General features: G+C 56.7%; 16 protein-coding genes. 12 read left to right on the top strand and 4 right to left on the bottom strand.

Annotated features, from left to right (window positions below):
• Window positions 1-9: 9 nt before the first annotated feature.
• Together A9Q02_RS24460 and A9Q02_RS20375 are read right to left on the bottom strand one after the other, a co-directional pair.
• The gene (locus A9Q02_RS24460) at window positions 10-168 is read right to left on the bottom strand and encodes a hypothetical protein (protein ID WP_167857574.1); all 159 of its coding nucleotides are present in this window, start codon (window positions 166-168) and stop codon (window positions 10-12) included.
• A 124-nt stretch (window positions 169-292) separates the two neighbouring features.
• Window positions 293-676, bottom strand: a complete 384-nt coding sequence (locus A9Q02_RS20375) for a response regulator (protein ID WP_097654913.1) — start codon at window positions 674-676, stop codon at window positions 293-295.
• 208 nt (window positions 677-884) lie between these two features.
• On the opposite strand from A9Q02_RS20375, the gene A9Q02_RS20370 reads away from it, so the two are divergent.
• The 6 genes from A9Q02_RS20370 (at window position 885) to A9Q02_RS20345 (ending at window position 7,668) form a co-directional block, all read left to right on the top strand.
• The gene (locus tag A9Q02_RS20370) at window positions 885-1,790 is read left to right on the top strand and encodes an AEC family transporter (protein ID WP_097654912.1); all 906 of its coding nucleotides are present in this window, start codon (window positions 885-887) and stop codon (window positions 1,788-1,790) included.
• A gap of 232 nt (window positions 1,791-2,022) precedes the next feature.
• On the top strand, window positions 2,023-3,306 hold the full coding sequence (locus tag A9Q02_RS20365) for a glycosyltransferase (RefSeq protein WP_097654911.1): 1,284 nt from the start codon (window positions 2,023-2,025) through the stop codon (window positions 3,304-3,306).
• Entirely contained in the window at window positions 3,307-4,470 is a 1,164-nt protein-coding gene (locus A9Q02_RS20360) for an MFS transporter (RefSeq protein ID WP_097654910.1), read from the top strand. It begins immediately after the preceding gene.
• A gap of 401 nt (window positions 4,471-4,871) precedes the next feature.
• Window positions 4,872-5,807, top strand: coding sequence for a photosynthetic reaction center family protein (locus A9Q02_RS20355; protein ID WP_097654909.1), 936 nt, complete (start codon window positions 4,872-4,874; stop codon window positions 5,805-5,807).
• 71 nt (window positions 5,808-5,878) lie between these two features.
• Window positions 5,879-6,796 (top strand): photosynthetic reaction center subunit M, encoded by a 918-nt coding sequence (pufM, locus tag A9Q02_RS20350; RefSeq protein WP_097654908.1) that lies wholly within the window; start codon window positions 5,879-5,881, stop codon window positions 6,794-6,796.
• 11 nt (window positions 6,797-6,807) lie between these two features.
• Window positions 6,808-7,668, top strand: a complete 861-nt coding sequence (locus tag A9Q02_RS20345; RefSeq protein WP_097654907.1) for a hypothetical protein — start codon at window positions 6,808-6,810, stop codon at window positions 7,666-7,668.
• Between the two features lie 133 nt (window positions 7,669-7,801).
• Here A9Q02_RS20345 and A9Q02_RS20340 read toward each other — a convergent pair whose 3' ends face one another.
• Together A9Q02_RS20340 and A9Q02_RS20335 are read right to left on the bottom strand one after the other, a co-directional pair.
• Window positions 7,802-8,110 (bottom strand): MGMT family protein, encoded by a 309-nt coding sequence (locus tag A9Q02_RS20340; protein ID WP_245860786.1) that lies wholly within the window; start codon window positions 8,108-8,110, stop codon window positions 7,802-7,804.
• Window positions 8,111-8,115: 5 nt separating this feature from the next.
• A complete protein-coding gene (locus A9Q02_RS20335; RefSeq protein ID WP_097654905.1) occupies window positions 8,116-8,874 on the bottom strand; it encodes an SDR family oxidoreductase in 759 nt (252 codons plus the stop codon).
• Window positions 8,875-9,264: 390 nt separating this feature from the next.
• Between A9Q02_RS20335 and A9Q02_RS20330 the strand changes: the two genes are divergently transcribed.
• The 6 genes from A9Q02_RS20330 (at window position 9,265) to A9Q02_RS20305 (ending at window position 15,987) form a co-directional block, all read left to right on the top strand.
• Window positions 9,265-11,127, top strand: a complete 1,863-nt coding sequence (locus A9Q02_RS20330; protein WP_245860783.1) for a VanW family protein — start codon at window positions 9,265-9,267, stop codon at window positions 11,125-11,127.
• A 212-nt stretch (window positions 11,128-11,339) separates the two neighbouring features.
• Window positions 11,340-11,807: a CBS domain-containing protein gene (locus A9Q02_RS20325; protein WP_097654904.1), complete on the top strand. Its 468-nt coding sequence runs from the start codon at window positions 11,340-11,342 to the stop codon at window positions 11,805-11,807.
• Window positions 11,808-11,822: 15 nt separating this feature from the next.
• Window positions 11,823-12,890 carry a pyruvate dehydrogenase (acetyl-transferring) E1 component subunit alpha gene (pdhA, locus tag A9Q02_RS20320; protein ID WP_097654903.1) on the top strand — a complete coding sequence of 356 codons (1,068 nt, stop codon included), beginning with the start codon at window positions 11,823-11,825 and terminating at the stop codon, window positions 12,888-12,890.
• 1 nt (window position 12,891) lies between these two features.
• A complete protein-coding gene (locus A9Q02_RS20315; protein WP_097654902.1) occupies window positions 12,892-13,869 on the top strand; it encodes an alpha-ketoacid dehydrogenase subunit beta in 978 nt (325 codons plus the stop codon).
• A 3-nt stretch (window positions 13,870-13,872) separates the two neighbouring features.
• Window positions 13,873-15,159, top strand: coding sequence for a dihydrolipoamide acetyltransferase family protein (locus A9Q02_RS20310; protein ID WP_097654901.1), 1,287 nt, complete (start codon window positions 13,873-13,875; stop codon window positions 15,157-15,159).
• A gap of 540 nt (window positions 15,160-15,699) precedes the next feature.
• Window positions 15,700-15,987, top strand: coding sequence for a DUF4212 domain-containing protein (locus A9Q02_RS20305; protein ID WP_172451221.1), 288 nt, complete (start codon window positions 15,700-15,702; stop codon window positions 15,985-15,987).
• Window positions 15,988-15,990: the final 3 nt, after the last annotated feature.

Below are 15,990 nucleotides of genomic sequence, written 5' to 3'. Positions count from 1 at the left end.
CCAATACAACTAAGTCTCATCACGCACTGGTACCTTCAAACGATCAGTACGCTGGCGTTCCTCTTGCCTATACGGCGTCTCTTCCCGGGTTAAAGGTAAGAGGATGAAGGTCAACAGACACATCACCCCGAGCAAGATAAGCGGAAAGAGATTGATCACACTTTGCATAACGATACCTCCGCATCTAAACATGCGAAGGCATCCTACTCGGTGCAGTGGAAGCAATCAATGAGAACAACGTGACAGAGTGCTCACAGTCACACGATGCAATACGTGCTATCTGAAACAGCGCCTAACGAAGGACATCACGAACAATCTGCTCAAGGCGATCGAGGGCAAATGGTTTGGGCAGATAATAATCAACGCGCTGCTCGCGAGCGCGTTTTTCAAGCTCCGGCGTTGCATAAGCCGTAATCATCACCACACGAGTATCGGGCGATGTCTCTTTGATGGCCGAGGCCAACTGCAAGCCATTCATACCTGGCATATTGTAGTCGGTAATAACCAGCGGAACGGGACGCAGGGCGATCTGCGCCAGGGCATCGGCACCGCCATTCACAGTGATAATGTCGTAGCCACCGGTCATATCACGCATGAGACGGTGCAAAATGATCAGAATATCGGGCTCATCTTCAACGAGCACGATTGCTGGATTGCGGCCAGAGCCATCAGGCATGACGCAACTCCTACTTTGCGGGCAACTCTACAGCCAGTCTCGATCGCTCAAGCGAACCATACCTTTTGTAAAAGCAATTGTAGCATACCGTGCAAGTGCGGGCAAGAGAGAGAAAGAAAAAAGCCGTTGATTCGTGGGGCAATAACTGATGGTATCATTGACAGGTTGTTGCCCCACGAAGATACGGTTGCCGCAGGAGCAGATCATCATGACCCAGTTGCCCGGAATCTTTCTCAACGTGCTTGTGCCCGTCTTTGCACTTGTCTTGCTTGGCTACATCACCGGGCCGCGGCTTCAATTCGAGGCACGTACCCTTTCGCGTCTGGCCTATTTTATTCTCACCCCGGCATTTGTCTTCAATGTGCTCAGCCAGACCCGCATTGAAGCTGCGCTGGCAGGGCGAATGATTGGGTTCATTACCCTGGTCTACCTGGGTTCAATTGTCATCGCCTTTGTCACCGCACGTCTCTTACGCCGTTCAGCCGCGATGACGGCAGCCTATGTAATGATCGCAGCGTTTGGCAATGTTGGCAATTTTGGGCTGCCAATCATTCAATTTGCCGAAGGCCCCGAGGCGCTTGGCATTGCCACGATCTACTTCCTTGCTAATCTTGTGCTTGCCTTTATTGTCTGTGTCTCGGCAGCCAATTTTAGCCATGGGTTTAGCATGCGCATTGTCATTCAGGTCTTCAAGACCCCGGCTCTGCTTGCGCTGTTTCCGGCCTTGCTCGTGAACTGGTCGGGAATTGCCTTGCCGACCGTGGTGAGTCGCCCGCTTGATCTGCTCTCTGGGGCGCTGATCCCGACGATGCTGCTTGTGCTTGGCGTGCAACTAGCGAATGCCGGGGTGCCTAAACTCAGTGCCGATCTGCTGATTTCGAGTTCGATCCGGCTTATCAGCGGGCCAGTGCTCGCGTTTGCGACGGTCGGTTGGTTTATGCTGCCAGCCCTCGAACGCAATGTTGGGATTTTGCAGGCCAGTATGCCTACGGCTGTGCTGGTTTCGATCATTGCGATGGAGAATAAACTGTTACCGGAATTTGTGACGGCAACGGTCTTGTTCTCAAATGTGGTGAGCATTTTGACGCTGGCGATTGTGCTGGTTTTGCTGTGATCTGCCTCCGGCGGTGGGGTGTGGAGCGACTTCGCCGCTCTACACCCCACCGCCGGAGGCAGACGTTGCATCAGCCCTGCGCTGCTTGTGAGAAGAGCGAAACAGTGGTATAACTCTACATGGTGGGCCCTGGCCCACTATGCTTTTGTCATCGATATACCCATTGATGGGCGGATGTGGTGCAGGTAGATCCTGTCTCCCTTCCGTCTCTTTTTATCAGGAGCGAGCGTTCGTGCGTGTTGCAATGTTGAGTGTTCATAGTAGCCCGCTGGCCCGTCTGGGGGGTAAAGAGGCTGGTGGGATGAATGTCTATGTCCGCGAGCTTGCCCGTGAATTGGGGAGGCGCGGCATTCCGGTTGATATTTTTACCCGTACGCAGAGCCGTGCGACGCCAACCATTGAACCCCTCTCGTGTGGCGTGCGGGTGATCAATTTGCATGCTGGCCCCGCTGCGCCGTACGATAAGAATCTGGTGCAGGTTCACTTGCCCGAGTTTGTCAGTCGCGTGCGCTGTTTCGCTGATGGCGAAGATCTGTCGTATGATGTGATCCATAGTCACTATTGGTTGTCAGGTGAAGCAGCGCTTCGCCTCCGCCGTAGTTGGGGGGTGCCAATCGTGCATATGTTCCATACCCTCGGTGCCCTGAAAAATAGCGTTGCCCGCAGCAAGGAAGAGACCGAGACAAACCAGCGGATCGCGATCGAGCGCCGTTTGATGCATGAGGTGGATGCAGTTATCGCTGCGACTTCACTCGACCGTGCCCAGATGGTCTGGAATTATGGGGCCGAGGCCGACCGGATCAACGTCACTCCATGTGGGGTCGATCTGAAGCGTTTTCAACCTTCTGATCAGGCTGCCGCGCGTCAGCGTCTTGGGTTGCCTGCCAATGAACGCCTGTTGCTCTGTGCTGGACGCATGGAGCCGTTGAAGGGGATGGACGCCCTGATCAGGGCGCTGGCGTTACTCCGCGAGCAGGGTCGCCCAGATGCTGATGCGCTTCGTGTGGTGTTAATCGGTGGGGAACCCGAAACCCGGCCTCAGGCGTGGAATGCCGAGCAGCGTCGGCTCGATGCGCTCCGTACTCACCTGGGGGTCGCCGATCAGGTGCGTTTTCTTGGTGCCCAGCCGCAAGAGTTGCTGCCAACGTATTTTGCGGCTGCCGATCTGGTTGCGGTTCCTTCCCACTACGAGTCTTTTGGTCTGGTTGCGCTCGAAGCCATGGCCTCTGGTGTTCCGGTGATTGCCTCGAATGCCGGCGGGCTTGCGCTGACGATCGAAGATGGTCGCAGTGGCCTGCTCGTCCCTCCTAATGATCACCACGCGCTGGCTGAACGGATTGCGTGGGTGCTCGACAGGCCATTGCTGGCGGCACAGCTTCGTGCAGGTGCCCACCAACGGGCCACTGAATATGGATGGCCGGGCATTGCCCGCCGCATGAGTTCCATCTACGAAACCCTGGTTCGCGAACGCCAGCATGCCCGCACCCTCCGCCGTCCTGTTGCGCAGGTTTCATAAGTGGCCCCCCTGCCACGTCTCAACCGGGGGCCAACCCTTGCGTTGCTCTGCGCCGTCTATTTTGGCGCAGGGCTTAGCCTGGCATCAATCGGACCAAACTTGAGTGCGCTGGCCGCAAATGTTGACCGTGATGTGGCGTTGATCGGCAGTCAGTTTACCGCTTTTTCGCTTGGGACTGTCGTGGTGCAGTTTGTGGTCGGCCCCTTTAGCGACCGCTATGGTCAGCGTACCGTGCTGAGTCTCGGGCTGTTGATGATGGGGCTTGGCATCCTTGGCGAAAGCCTGAGTCGTGAACTGACGCTCTTGCTTGTGTTCGCTGGGCTCGGTGGGCTCGGTTTTGGCTCGATCCTCTCGTCGGGGAGCGTGCTGGTGCCGCGGCTCTTCCCGGTACGGGGCACCTCGGCGCTCAACCTGGTCAATCTCTTTTTTGGGGTTGGCTCGATTGTCGGCCCGCTGGTGGCAGGTCGCGCCCTTGCCCAATTGGGGAGCCCTTTGCCCGCGCTCTGGCTTGGGGCTGGGTTGCTGCTTGGGCTGTTTCCCCTGGCGCTGCTGGCTGCGGAAGCTGATGTCCCTGCCGAGGGTGCACTCAACGGTTCTGTCCCGTGGTTGCTTGTCTTGCTGCTGGGCTGCTTGCTGCTTGTCTACAGTGGAACCGAAATTGCCCTGGGGGGATGGGCCGCCCTCTACCTGGAGATCGGGGCTGACATGGCCCCTGCGCAAGCTGCCATTGCCGTCGCAGGCTTCTGGTTTGCCCTGACCGTTGGACGTGGGGCAGGTGCGTTGCTTGGCTTGCGTTTCAGTGCCCTCCAGGTACTGTTGATGACGATCATCCTCTTGTTGTCTGGCTCGGTTCTGCTCTTCTTCATGGTTGGCAACCCAACTGGTTCGATAGGTGCGCTCCTGGTGCTCGGATTGGCCTTCGGCCCGATCTTCCCCACCACGATGGCCCTGGTTGCGCTTACATCGGGGGGCCGAGGCACAGCGGCTGCGGTGGCCCTTGCCATTGGCAACAGTGGCGGTGCCATCATTCCCCCCTTGATGGGCCTGGTGCTCAGTCGCGCTGGCCCCCCGGCGGTTGCCCTGCTCGTCGTCATTTCGACGAGCATCGTCTTTCTCCTGGCCTGCGCAGTAGTGGTCGTCAGCCGACGTGCGCAACAGTTGTAGCGAGACAACCAAGCCGCCTCGCTGGCGATGGGAGCCGACCAATCCATACCCCGCCACATCTGGCAGGTCACAGGCAAGAGCGCGACGTGAAGAATGCCATTTGAGCTAGCGGCTCAGATGGCATTAGTTGACTATATGCAAGACAAATTGTTGCGACTCATTAGTTAAAAAAAGAGCCCCTTCAGGTCTTTTTCTCATTGCAATGCGAAAAATTCGGTTGTCAACTCTTGCTTGACAACCCTATTCAAGCGTATTATACTTCCTCCAAGCGCGTAAGATTTTGTCTTTCTTGCAAGATCCCCTGAGTATGTGACACAAATGGGGGCATGCCCGACTGGCGCATCCCTATTGCGTGATGTTATGCCCCGCTGTACTGAGTCGTCCTGGAAAGGGAGCCGGCCATGAGTGGTACGAAGGCAAAGGACCCACGTTTCCCCGATTTTGGTTTTACCGTGGAAGAAGGAGCGCGTTCAACACGAGTTCCGGGGGGACGCACGATCGAAGAGATGGAGCCCGAATATAAGATTAAGGGCAAAACAACCTTCAGCGCCCTCTTCAAGAATGACCCCTTTGATTTCTGGGTGGGGCCGTTCTACGTGGGTTTCTGGGGGTTTGTTTCTGTTCTTGGGATTATTTTCGGTAGCTACTTCTACCTCAATGCAACGGTGGTCAACGGACCGTTCTCGCTACCGCAGAACTTCTTTGCCGGGCGCCTTGATCCTCCGCCCGCCGAAGTAGGTCTGGCCCTGGTCAGCCCCGGGCAACCCGGGTTTGTCTGGCAGATGACGGTTCTATTTGCCACGCTTGCCTTTTTCGGCTGGATGATGCGCCAGGTTGACATCAGTATGAAGCTCAACATGGGCTACCATATTGCAATTGCCTATGGCGTCGTCTTCTCATCCTGGGTGACGCTCCAGATTATTCGGCCCATCGCCCTCGGGATGTGGCACGAAGGCTTTGTGCTCGGTGTGATGCCCCACCTCGATTGGGTCTCGAATTTCGGGTACCGCTACAACAACTTCTTCTACAACCCCTTCCACGCGATTGGCATTACCGGGCTCTTTGGTTCAACGTGGTTGCTTGCCTGTCACGGTTCGCTCATCTTGAGTGCAGCACAGTATCGTGGGCCCGAAGGCGGAGATATCGAGAATATCTTCTTCCGCGATACGATTGTCTACTCGGTTGGTGAGTCGGGCATCCATCGTCTCGGGTTCCTCTTTGCTTGTGGTGGTGTGCTCTCAGCGAATCTCTGCATTCTCTTCTCGGGTTGGCCCGTGCAGGATTGGGTGAGTTTCTGGAACTTCTGGAATGTCCTTCCCTGGTGGAGTGGGGTGTAAGCCACTGATCGAACAGGGCGGGTTGCCCTTGCTTAGACCAGTGCTTGCCTACACAGTTGAGGAGCAGTCTTATGGCGACAATGAATAGAACCCCCGGCGATCTCGATCTGGGGCCCAATCCACAGGGACGGATCGGCAAGGCCATTGAAATTCCTGTGCTTGAGAACTTCGGCTTGGATAGCCAGATTGGCCCGACGTTTCTCGGCCTCTGGAATGTTGCAGCGTATGTGACCGGTGGTATCTTTACCTTTATCTGGCTGGCCGTGATGGCGATCCAGGTCAACTGGAACCCCGTTGCGTTTGCGAAGTATTTCTTTGTCTTGCAAATCGATCCACCTGCCAGTTTCTATGGTCTCAGCTTTCCACCCCTCAATCAGGGTGGCTGGTGGCTCATTTCGACTTTCTTCCTGACGATTTCGATCTTTTGCTGGTATATGCACCTCTATACCCGTGCAAGGACGCTTGGTATCAAGCCCTACTTGGCCTACGGGTTCACCGGTGCGATTGTTCTCTACCTGGTGATCTATCTCATTCGTCCGATGTGGATGGCCGATTGGTCCGAGGCACCTTCCCACGGTCTCAAGGCGTTGCTTGACTGGACGAATAACGTAAGCGTGCGCTACGGGAACTTCTACTACAACCCGTTCCATATGCTCTCGATCTTCTTCCTGCTTGGTTCGACAGTGCTGCTGGCTATGCACGCTGGTACGATCTGGGCGCTTGAGAAGTATGCCGCTCACGAAGAGTGGGACGAGTTGCAGGCCCCTGGTACCGGTACCGAGCGGGCGCAGCTCTTCTGGCGCTGGTGCATGGGCTTCAATGCGAATGCCTACTCGATCCACCTCTGGGCCTTCTGGTTTGCCTGGCTCTGTGGGGTGACTGGTGCCATCGGGGTCTTCCTCTCGATGCCCGATTTTGTCAATAACTGGTTCCAGTGGGGCATCGAGGCCGGGATTGCCTATCCGCAGTTCCCGCAACCTAGTCAATAAGGCGCCCTGCGTTGCCTGAAGATCGTTCATTATGGGCAGAGCCTCCGCATAGCGGGGGCTCTGCTGATGTTGTGGCGCTTGAGGTGCCGCTGCTCGGTGTGCCGCTGGTGGTGAAGGCTGCGGTAGGCTTTGAGCCGATGCTGATGGGTTGTTTTCGCCAGTGGCTGATGTTGCCTGCCGCGCTGCGTGCCTCTACGCCCCCAGCAAGCCTCCACCTGATCGTGCAAGACCCTGAGGCTGATGAACCTGATGTCACCGCGCTGTCGCGTTTTGTGGTACGAAGATATGGGGATACGGTCGTCGCTGCGCGGGGCAGCAATCTGTTCAGTGCGGATCTGACACAGGGTGTGGCGGTGGCGTTTCTGACCCCAGCGTTGAGCGCCAACGAGGCCGTGGTTGTGCCTCAGGTGATTGAGTATCTTGGCCTGTTGCTCGCAAGTCGTCACGACCGGTTGCCTGTTGCGGCGGCTGGTCTCGTGCTTGATGGAACAGCAGTTCTGCTCAGTGGTGAGGCGGGACTTGTCAGTGCGCTTACCAGGGCATCCATTGAAGCTGCGATGGCGCTGCTAGCCGAGCAGACGGTCTATCTTAGCCTGGCACACGGGTTACGCGTCTGGGGGCATGCCAGTGGGGGGCCAGGCAACCGGGCAACCCATGCTGAACGGGTGGTCACATGCCTGGTCGAACAGAGAACCGGACAGGCGAGCCAGCTTGAACGGCTGGAAGCTGCGCTGGCTCAGCACGAGTTGCAGCAAAAGACCACAAAACAAGCCTGCGCAGCCCTGGTTGAAGCAGGTGTGTATCGCCTTGCGGTGGGCGTAGATATGGCTCCGGCGGTGGCGTTGCTGCGGCATCTCGCAAGCGTGAGCTAGAGGCAAGCCCTTGCAAACAAGACGGGTTGTTTGACGCAAAGGCGCAGAGGCGCAAAGATTCATCTAGAGGTGCGGAGCAAGCCTTGGTGCCGTTGCGTCCATTCGGGTCAAGCTTCTTGGCAAGATCTTGGGGCTAAAGGTTCGCCTCCCAGAGATAGTGCCGGAGATCGATCCGGTCGCCCGCATCAACCATAACCCCTTCAGCTTCGAGCAGGGCGCGTTGCAACGCAGGTTCGTAGGCATTGGTAATAAGGCCGCGGTGATTGACAACCCGCCACCACGGCACCTCGTCTTCACTGGTCAGGCGCAGGGCATGGAGGGCATAGCCCACCAGCCGCGCCTGACCACCAAAACCAGCCAGTACGGCAATGCGCCCATAGCTGCTGACTCGTCCAGGCGGGATCTGGCGCACCACCGCATAAATCGCCTCGTAACTCTTCACCGATGTCAGGCCAATCTGCCGCCATCAACCGGGAGGGTTGCGCCGGTGACAAATGAAGCCCCGTCGGAACAGAGCCAGATGACCGCACTGGCAACTTCATCGGGCTGGCCGAGCCGTCCGACCGGTTCACCTTCGGCAAATTCCTGCAGGATCGCTTCATCGCCGCCAGTAAAACGGTCGATCATCGCAGTATGGATCGTACCGGGGCAAATCGCATTGATCCGAATGTTACTACGGGCATATTCGAGGGCAGCGGCGCGGGTCAAACCAATAATGCCATGCTTGCTCGCCACATAGGCTGACACCCCACGCGAACCAGTCAAACCAGCGACGGACGAGGTATTGACAATGACGCCACCGCCCTGTTTGAGCATCTGCTGCAACTCGTACTTCATCGAGAGCCAGACCCCTTTGAGGTTGATGCCAATCACCTCGTCCCAGACCTCTTCGGGGTAAGCGTCCATCATCGAGCGTGCACCCTCGATGCCAGCATTATTATGGGCAAAATCGAGGCGGCCATAGGTCGCAACCGTCAGATTCACCAGAGCTTCAATATCGGCGCGGCGCGAAACATTGGTACGCACAAAGAGCGCATCAGTCTGCTCGGCGCGAGCCATTGCGGCCGTCTCTTCGCCTGCGGCCTCGGCAATATCAGCCACCACCACCTTGGCACCGTGGCGGGCAAAAGCGAGCGCACTTGCCCGTCCAATCCCCGAGCCGGCCCCTGTTACCAGTGCTACCTTGCCAGTGAACTGTCCAACCATCACGTAACCTCCTCTATGATCAGACTCTGGCCTCATCGCCAGAGGAACAGCCTGTTCGCGGCCATGATACAACACTTTTGCGTTGCAGATCTGTGCCAGGATTTGTGCAATGTTTCGTGGTTTCCTCACTTTTCAAATAACGCGTTTGTTTTGACGCAAAGGCGCAAAGGCGCAACGTTTTTAGCGTAGGTAACCAAACCCTTCGCGCCTTCGCGTCTTCGCGTGAGCTTATTTGATAAGGGATTGGGTCTAGACCTCACAGATGCAATCGCCCCGCTCGCAACACTCTGCTTCTTGACAGAGCCATGGCTAGGGTTGTACACTCATATTAGTTCTCGTTGCGTAGCGTAGCGTAGCGTAGCAGTTGGGTGCATTCCCCGTGAGATTGCTGTGTCAACATCGTTTCCTGACCATATAAGCGACGATCGGCTGGCTGATGACGTGCCACAACCGCGTCAGCGCGCATCACTCTTTCGGCATCTGATCGAGTGGTTGATCCTGGTGCTGGTGATTGTCGCGAGCATGACAGCAGCCCTTACGCTGACCTTGCTCTTTACTGAGCGTCAATACGAGCAGCGCATCTACCCGAATATCCATATTCGAGGGGTGGATGTGAGCGGAATGACGCTTGAAGAGGCCCGGGCCGAGGTCGAACGCGCATACGGGGCTTTTCTCTACAATCCGGTCGAACTAAAGTTTCGTGAGCACGTTTGGCATCCAGCGGCTGATGAACTTGGGTTGCGCCTAGTGCTGGACGACGCGCTGGATGAGGCGCTGACCTATGGGCGTGGCGCTACCCGGCTCGAGAATGTGCGCATGGCAGCGACCGTCTGGCAAGAGGGCATTGATCTGCCGCTTCACCTTGAAATTGATCAGCAGGTGATGCAGCAGTATCTGCTTGGCCTGGCTGCGACGATCGAAGATCCGCCGCGTGATGCAGCGCTGTGGCTCCAGGGGGCCACGGTTGTGCAGCAGCCAGAACACTGGGGCCAACAGGTGCTGATTGATGAGACGGTTGCCGATATGACGGCGACCGTCCAGGAATTGGTGCGTCGCCCGGTGATCGTGCGCACACGAGAGGTTGAGCCACGCTTGCGTGATGCAGAGGTCGCACCTTTTGCCGATGAACTGCGCTTGATACTCAGTGAGCCCATTGTGCTCAACGGCTCAACGGGGGCATGTGTGCAGGGTTGCCAATGGCAATGGTCAATTGACGAACTTGCCTCGTGGCTGAGTGTACGACGCATCATTGGCGAGGATGGCGAACCGACCTATGCGATTAGCCTTGATCCCACAGAGATCCGTAACCTGTTACGCCCACTTGCCACGGCGGTACGTGAAGAGGGCACCTTGCCGAGGGTAGCCTGGAATGGCGGCAACCTCGTAATTACGGCCCCTGGAGCCAATGGTCAGGGCTTGGACGTTGATCAGGCAGTCGCTGACATACGTTCGCTGCTGGCGCACGAAGAGCGAACGATCGAACTGCCAATGGTGGCGATCCCGCCACCGGTGACGGCGAGTAATCTGGCGAGCCTGGGCATCACACACCAGGTGGCCTCGGGCATCAGTTCGTTTGCGAATTCTGAGCAGTATCGGATTACCAATATTCGTGCGGGAGCGCGGCGGATGCATGGGGTGCTGATCCCGCCAGGGGCACGCTTCTCCTTCAATGATCAGCTTGGGTCGGTTGATGCCGCGAATGGCTTTGTCGAGGGTTTGGCGATTGTCAATAATCGGACGCAGCAGGAGTGGGGAGGTGGGCTGTGTCAGGTTTCGACGACCGTCTTTCGGGCAGCCTTCTTTGGTGGCTTGCCGATCAACGAGCGCCATGCCCACGCCTTTCGCATCAGTTGGTATGAAGAACTTGGGGAACCCCCAGGGTTTGATGCAGCCATTTTTACCCCGTATAACGATCTTCGTTTTACGAATGATACTGGTCACTGGCTCTTAATGGAGAGCTATGTAGATCTGAGCCGGCAGCGCCTGTCGGTGGCGCTCTATGGGACGCCAACGGGGCGCACGGTAACCTATGATCACCGTGTGGTTGCGCAGACGTCTGCGCCTACGGCGCCGGTCTATGTGAATGATCCGACGAAACCGGTGGGCTATGTACGCCAGAGCGACGTGGCGCGCGGTGGGATCAAGATCGAGTTGTATCGTACGATCACCAGGGGAGGCGAGTCATCGCGGCAGACCTTTGCGACAGAGTTTCGCCCCTGGCCAAATATTTATGTCCGTGGGACGGGGCGTTAAAGGGGGCCTGTGACCCTCAGGAGTCTTGCTTATGCTGGAAAGCCGCCAGCTACGCTGGCGGCTTTCCAGCATAACCAATCCCGTTTAAGGGCGCAACTCCTCGGCAATGTCTGGTATACTGAACTAACGGGTACGCTCTTTTTTTGAGAATGATATTTGTGCTTTTTATCACAATTATGTGAAAAAAGCGACAGCACAGAAGGAAGTGGGCAATGAAGGCTCGCGAGATCATGACCACCGAGGTGATCAGAATCCTGGATGATGCCACCGTTGAAGACGCGGCACGCTTATTGGCGCGCAATCGGATCAGTGGCTTGCCGGTCGTCAATGAGGCGGGCATTCTGATTGGTCTGGTGACTGAGCTTGACCTGATCGCCCGGCAGGGGCGTCTCGTGAGTGAGATTATGAGTCGAGGGGTCATCACGATTGGGCCAGAGACCGAAGTTGAACAGATCCAGCACCTCTTGACCAATCAGCGAATTCGGCGCGTGCCGGTGGTCGAAGACGGCAAAGTGATCGGAATTGTGAGTCGGTCGGATCTTGTGCGCCAGATTGCGATGCGTTGGGTCTGCGGCGTCTGCGGTGAGAGTGTGCGTGGCCTGGAACCACCTGACTACTGCCCCAGTTGCGGCGCGGGCGCTACGGCGTTTATTCATGATGTGGTGCCGCCTGGTATGTAGGTGAGGAGTGACCAGATGGTCAAAGAAGCAGATGTGGTACGCACGTCGTTGGCCGACGAAGATGCCGACGAATTGCGTCACTATTACTATCAAATGCTCTTGCTGCGACGCTTCGAGGAGCGTACGGGCGAGATGTATGTGAAGGCAAAAATTGGTGGTTATTGCCACCTAAATCTTGGCGAGGAGGCGACAATTGTTGGCCTGATGGCCGCGTTGAAACCTGAAGATTATATTTTCACGAACTACCGCGATCATGGCTATGTGCTGGGACGCGGAACCCCGCCCGGGCCAATTATGGCCGAGTTATTTGGCAAAGAGACCGGGGTGAGTGGTGGGCGGGGTGGCTCGATGCACCTATTTGATGCCGAGCGCCATTTCATGGGCGGGTATGCGATTGTTGGCGGGCAGGTGCCCCTCGCGGTCGGGGCCGCCTATGCCCTGCGCTACCAAGAGAAACCCGGGGTCGTGGTGGCCCAGATGGGCGATGCCACAACGAATATCGGTGCTTTTTACGAATCGCTCAACCTGGCGAAACTCTGGAAGTGTCCGGTGCTCTTCTTTATCGTCAATAATGGCTATGGCATGGGAACCTCGGTGGCGATGGGGTCTTCGGAGCCGGATCTCTGGAAGAAGGGGGCTTCGTTCCGCATTCATGGTGAGCAGATCGATGGGACTGATGTGCTGGCTGTGCGTGATGCGTGCCGCCGTCTACGTGATTATGCCGAGCGCGAGGCTGATCCGGTGATTCTTGATGTAGTCAGCTTCAGATTTCGCGGGCACTCGGTGATCGACTCGGATCGTTATCGCAACCCTGAGTTTGTGCGCAAAGGCCGTCAGGATCACGATCCGGTGCGCAATTTTGCGACCTTGCTGCATGAACACGCAATCATTGATGATGCCTGGCTCAAAGCCACAGCCGATCAGGTTGAACACGAGATCCAGGAAGCAATCGATTTTGCCAATGCGAGTTCCGACCCAAACATCGAGGATCTCTATCAGTTTATGTATGCCACTGAAGTTGCCAATACACCTGGCCCCGAAGATGCAATCGCGGCGGTGAAGATCAATCGGGGAGAGGTGTAAGATGCCGATTATTACCTATCGTCAGGCGTTGAACGATACACTTGGCGAAGAATTAAAACGTGATCCCAATGTACTTTTAATGGGTGAAGAGATCGGTGTCTTTCAAGGCTCGTACCGAATCACCGAGGGTTTACTGCAAGAGTATGGCCCCAAACGGGTGGTTGACACCCCGATTGCCGAAGAGGGTTTTGTCGGGGTAGCGATTGGGGCGGCGATGCTTGGGTTGCGCCCGGTCGTCGAAATCATGACGATCAACTTTATCCTGGTAGCGATTGATCAGGTTGTAAATCATGCCTCGAAAATCCACTACATGTTTGGGGGGCAAGTGCGGGTACCCCTGGTGATCCGCACCCCTTCGGGCGGCACCGGCCAACTCGGCGCGACCCACTCGCAGAGTTTCGAGAACTGGTTTGCCTACTGTCCCGGCCTGAAGGTCGTAGCCCCTGCAACCCCGTATGATGCCAAAGGGCTGTTGCGAGCTGCGATCCGCGACGATGATCCGGTGATGTTCATCGAGAGTCTGGCATTGTATGATACCAAAGGCGATGTGCCCGAGGATAACGATTTTGTGGTGCCTATCGGGGTGGCCGAAGTCAAACGCACCGGCACCGATGTAACAGTGATTTCGTATTCACGGATGACGGCCGTAGCGATGCAAGTTGCGCAGCGCATGGCGAACGAGGGCATCAGTGTTGAAGTGGTTGATCTGCGTTCGCTGCGCCCGCTTGATCGTCCGACGATCATCGCGTCGGTCAAAAAGACCAACCGTGCCGTCGTGATCGCCGAAGACTGGTACTCGTATGGCGTCACAGCCGAGATTGCGGCCACGATCCAGGAAGAGGCTTTTGACTATCTTGACGCACCGGTTCAGCGTGTCGCAGGCATCGAAACCCCGTTGCCCTATGCCAAAGATCTTTCGGCGGCCTCAAAGCCGAGTGCGCACAGTTTGATCTACGCGATTCGCAAGGTGATGGAGTGAGCTATGGGTGAGATAACAATGCCGCGCCTGTCTGATACGATGTCGGAGGGTGCGGTTGGGCGCTGGCTCAAGAAGCCAGGTGATCAGGTTGAGGTTGGTGAGATTATCGCCGAAATCGAGACCGATAAGGCGACGATGGAACTGGAAGCGTTTGAGAAGGGAACGTTCCAGAAAATAGTGGTGCCTGAGGGTCAGACGGTACCGATTGGCGAAGTGATCGCCTACATTGGGGATGGCCCGGTGGAAGACGCCCCGGTCGCCAAGGCCCCACCGGCGAGTGCGGCTCCACCGCCGGCCCCGGCGAAGACGGCTCCGGCAGTCGCCCCGGTGGCGGCGAATTCTGGTAGCAGCGACGAGAATGGACGGGTACTTGCGTCGCCGGTCGCCCGACGCATTGCCAGCGAACTCGGCATTGACCTGCACCTTGTGGAAGGGACAGGGCCGGGCGGGCGGATTGTGAAAGAGAATGTCGAAGCCTACGCGGCCACGATGTCAGGCACGAAGCCTGCGCCTGTAGCCCCGGCAGCGGTGCCAGCCACACCGCCGACACCGGCCCCGGTTGCCCCTGTAGCGGCCCCGAAGGCCCCGGCTTCGGCGACGGTGACCCCGATGTCGCGGATGCGCAAAGCGATTGCGCGCGCTATGACCGAGGCAAAGCCAGGCATCCCGCACATCTATGTCTCGATGGAGATCGACATGGATGCGGTGATGGCCTTGCGGGCGCAACTGAATGATGCAGGTGCCGCGCCCGTCAAGTTGTCGGTCAATGATCTGGTCGTCAAAGCGGTCGCCAAGACCCTCAAAGCGATTCCAGCCGTGAATACAAGCTTTGTGGTCGGCGAAGATGGACAACCGGCGATCGCGCATCACGCAGCGATCAATGTCAGTGTAGCCGTTGCGCTTGATGACGGCCTGATTGCGCCGGTGATCAAAGATGCAGACACAAAGAGTGTCGGCACAATTAGCGCTGAGATACGCACCCTGGCGAACAATGCGCGTGAGGGCAAGATCAAGCAGAGCGAGATTGAAGGGGCAACCTTTCAGGTGACCAACCTGGGCATGTTTGGAGTGAGTGAGTTTGGCTCGATCATCACCACGCCGCAAGCGGCATCGCTGGCGGTCGGGGCCGTCCGCAAAATCCCAGTCGTGCGTGACGATGCCATCGTCGTGGGCCAAGTCATGACCATCACGCTCAGTGCCGATCATCGAGTCGTGGATGGCGCGGTGGCGGCGCAGTTTTTGCAGCAACTCAAAGCCCTGCTCGAAGCCCCGTTGAACATCCTGATCTAGGATACGAAGCCTCACGCTTGAGCGCAGCAAAAAAGCCAGCAACGCTGGCTTTTTTGCTGCGCTCAAGCGTGAGAGACGGCGACTCTGGCTGTTTTTGGTGACTTCTTTACAGAAACTTTACAGAAACCTTAACGAAACCTGAAAAACCTCTGATAGATTAAGAACACCTAGTTACTGAACTCATATCCATAGTGCGTAACAGACCACCCTGGTTGGCCTTTGTGTCACGGTTTCACCGCGTCATTACCCTTGCTGACCAGCGTCTCTCCACGTTCGAGAGTGCTTCCATCGAGCTTGTTCTCAGGCAGCGCGGGGTTTTTGCGTTTGGAGCAATGCCAGGGCAGAGGGACAGGTTATATGCATTCCGGTGATGTGAGTCAGGGACACAATGGAGAAGTTTCAGCCACAAAGGAGGTTGGTAAAGCGAAGCGAGTGCATGCCGCAACTGGTTTTATGGCGCTTACCACTCGCTGAGCCAGGGGTATCAGAAACGGTTCGATCATAACGGGAGTTGTCGTTAGCACAAAGAGGAGAACACACATGGCCTCAACGCGCAAAGTTGCCGTGGTCGAAGGCGGCGAAGAGATGGCAGTTGCCTACTGGAAGGCAAACATTCGTCTGATCGGTATTCTGCTGGGTATCTGGTTCTTTGTTTCATTTATTGCTGGCTATCTAATGGCCGGGATCTTTAACAACATCTCCCTCGGTCAGGTGCCGCTCAGTTTCTGGATTGTGCAGCAGGGTGCGATCATGACCTTTGTTGTATTGATTTTCGTCTATGCCGTAGTGATGGACCGCTACGACCAGCGCTTTAACGTTCACGAATAATTG

Origin of the sequence: Candidatus Chloroploca asiatica, from assembly GCF_002532075.1 — a bacterium.
GTDB lineage: Bacteria > Chloroflexota > Chloroflexia > Chloroflexales > Chloroflexaceae > Chloroploca > Chloroploca asiatica.
Note: the sequence above shows the minus strand (reverse complement) of the source record. Positions and strands in the feature narration are given on the sequence as shown.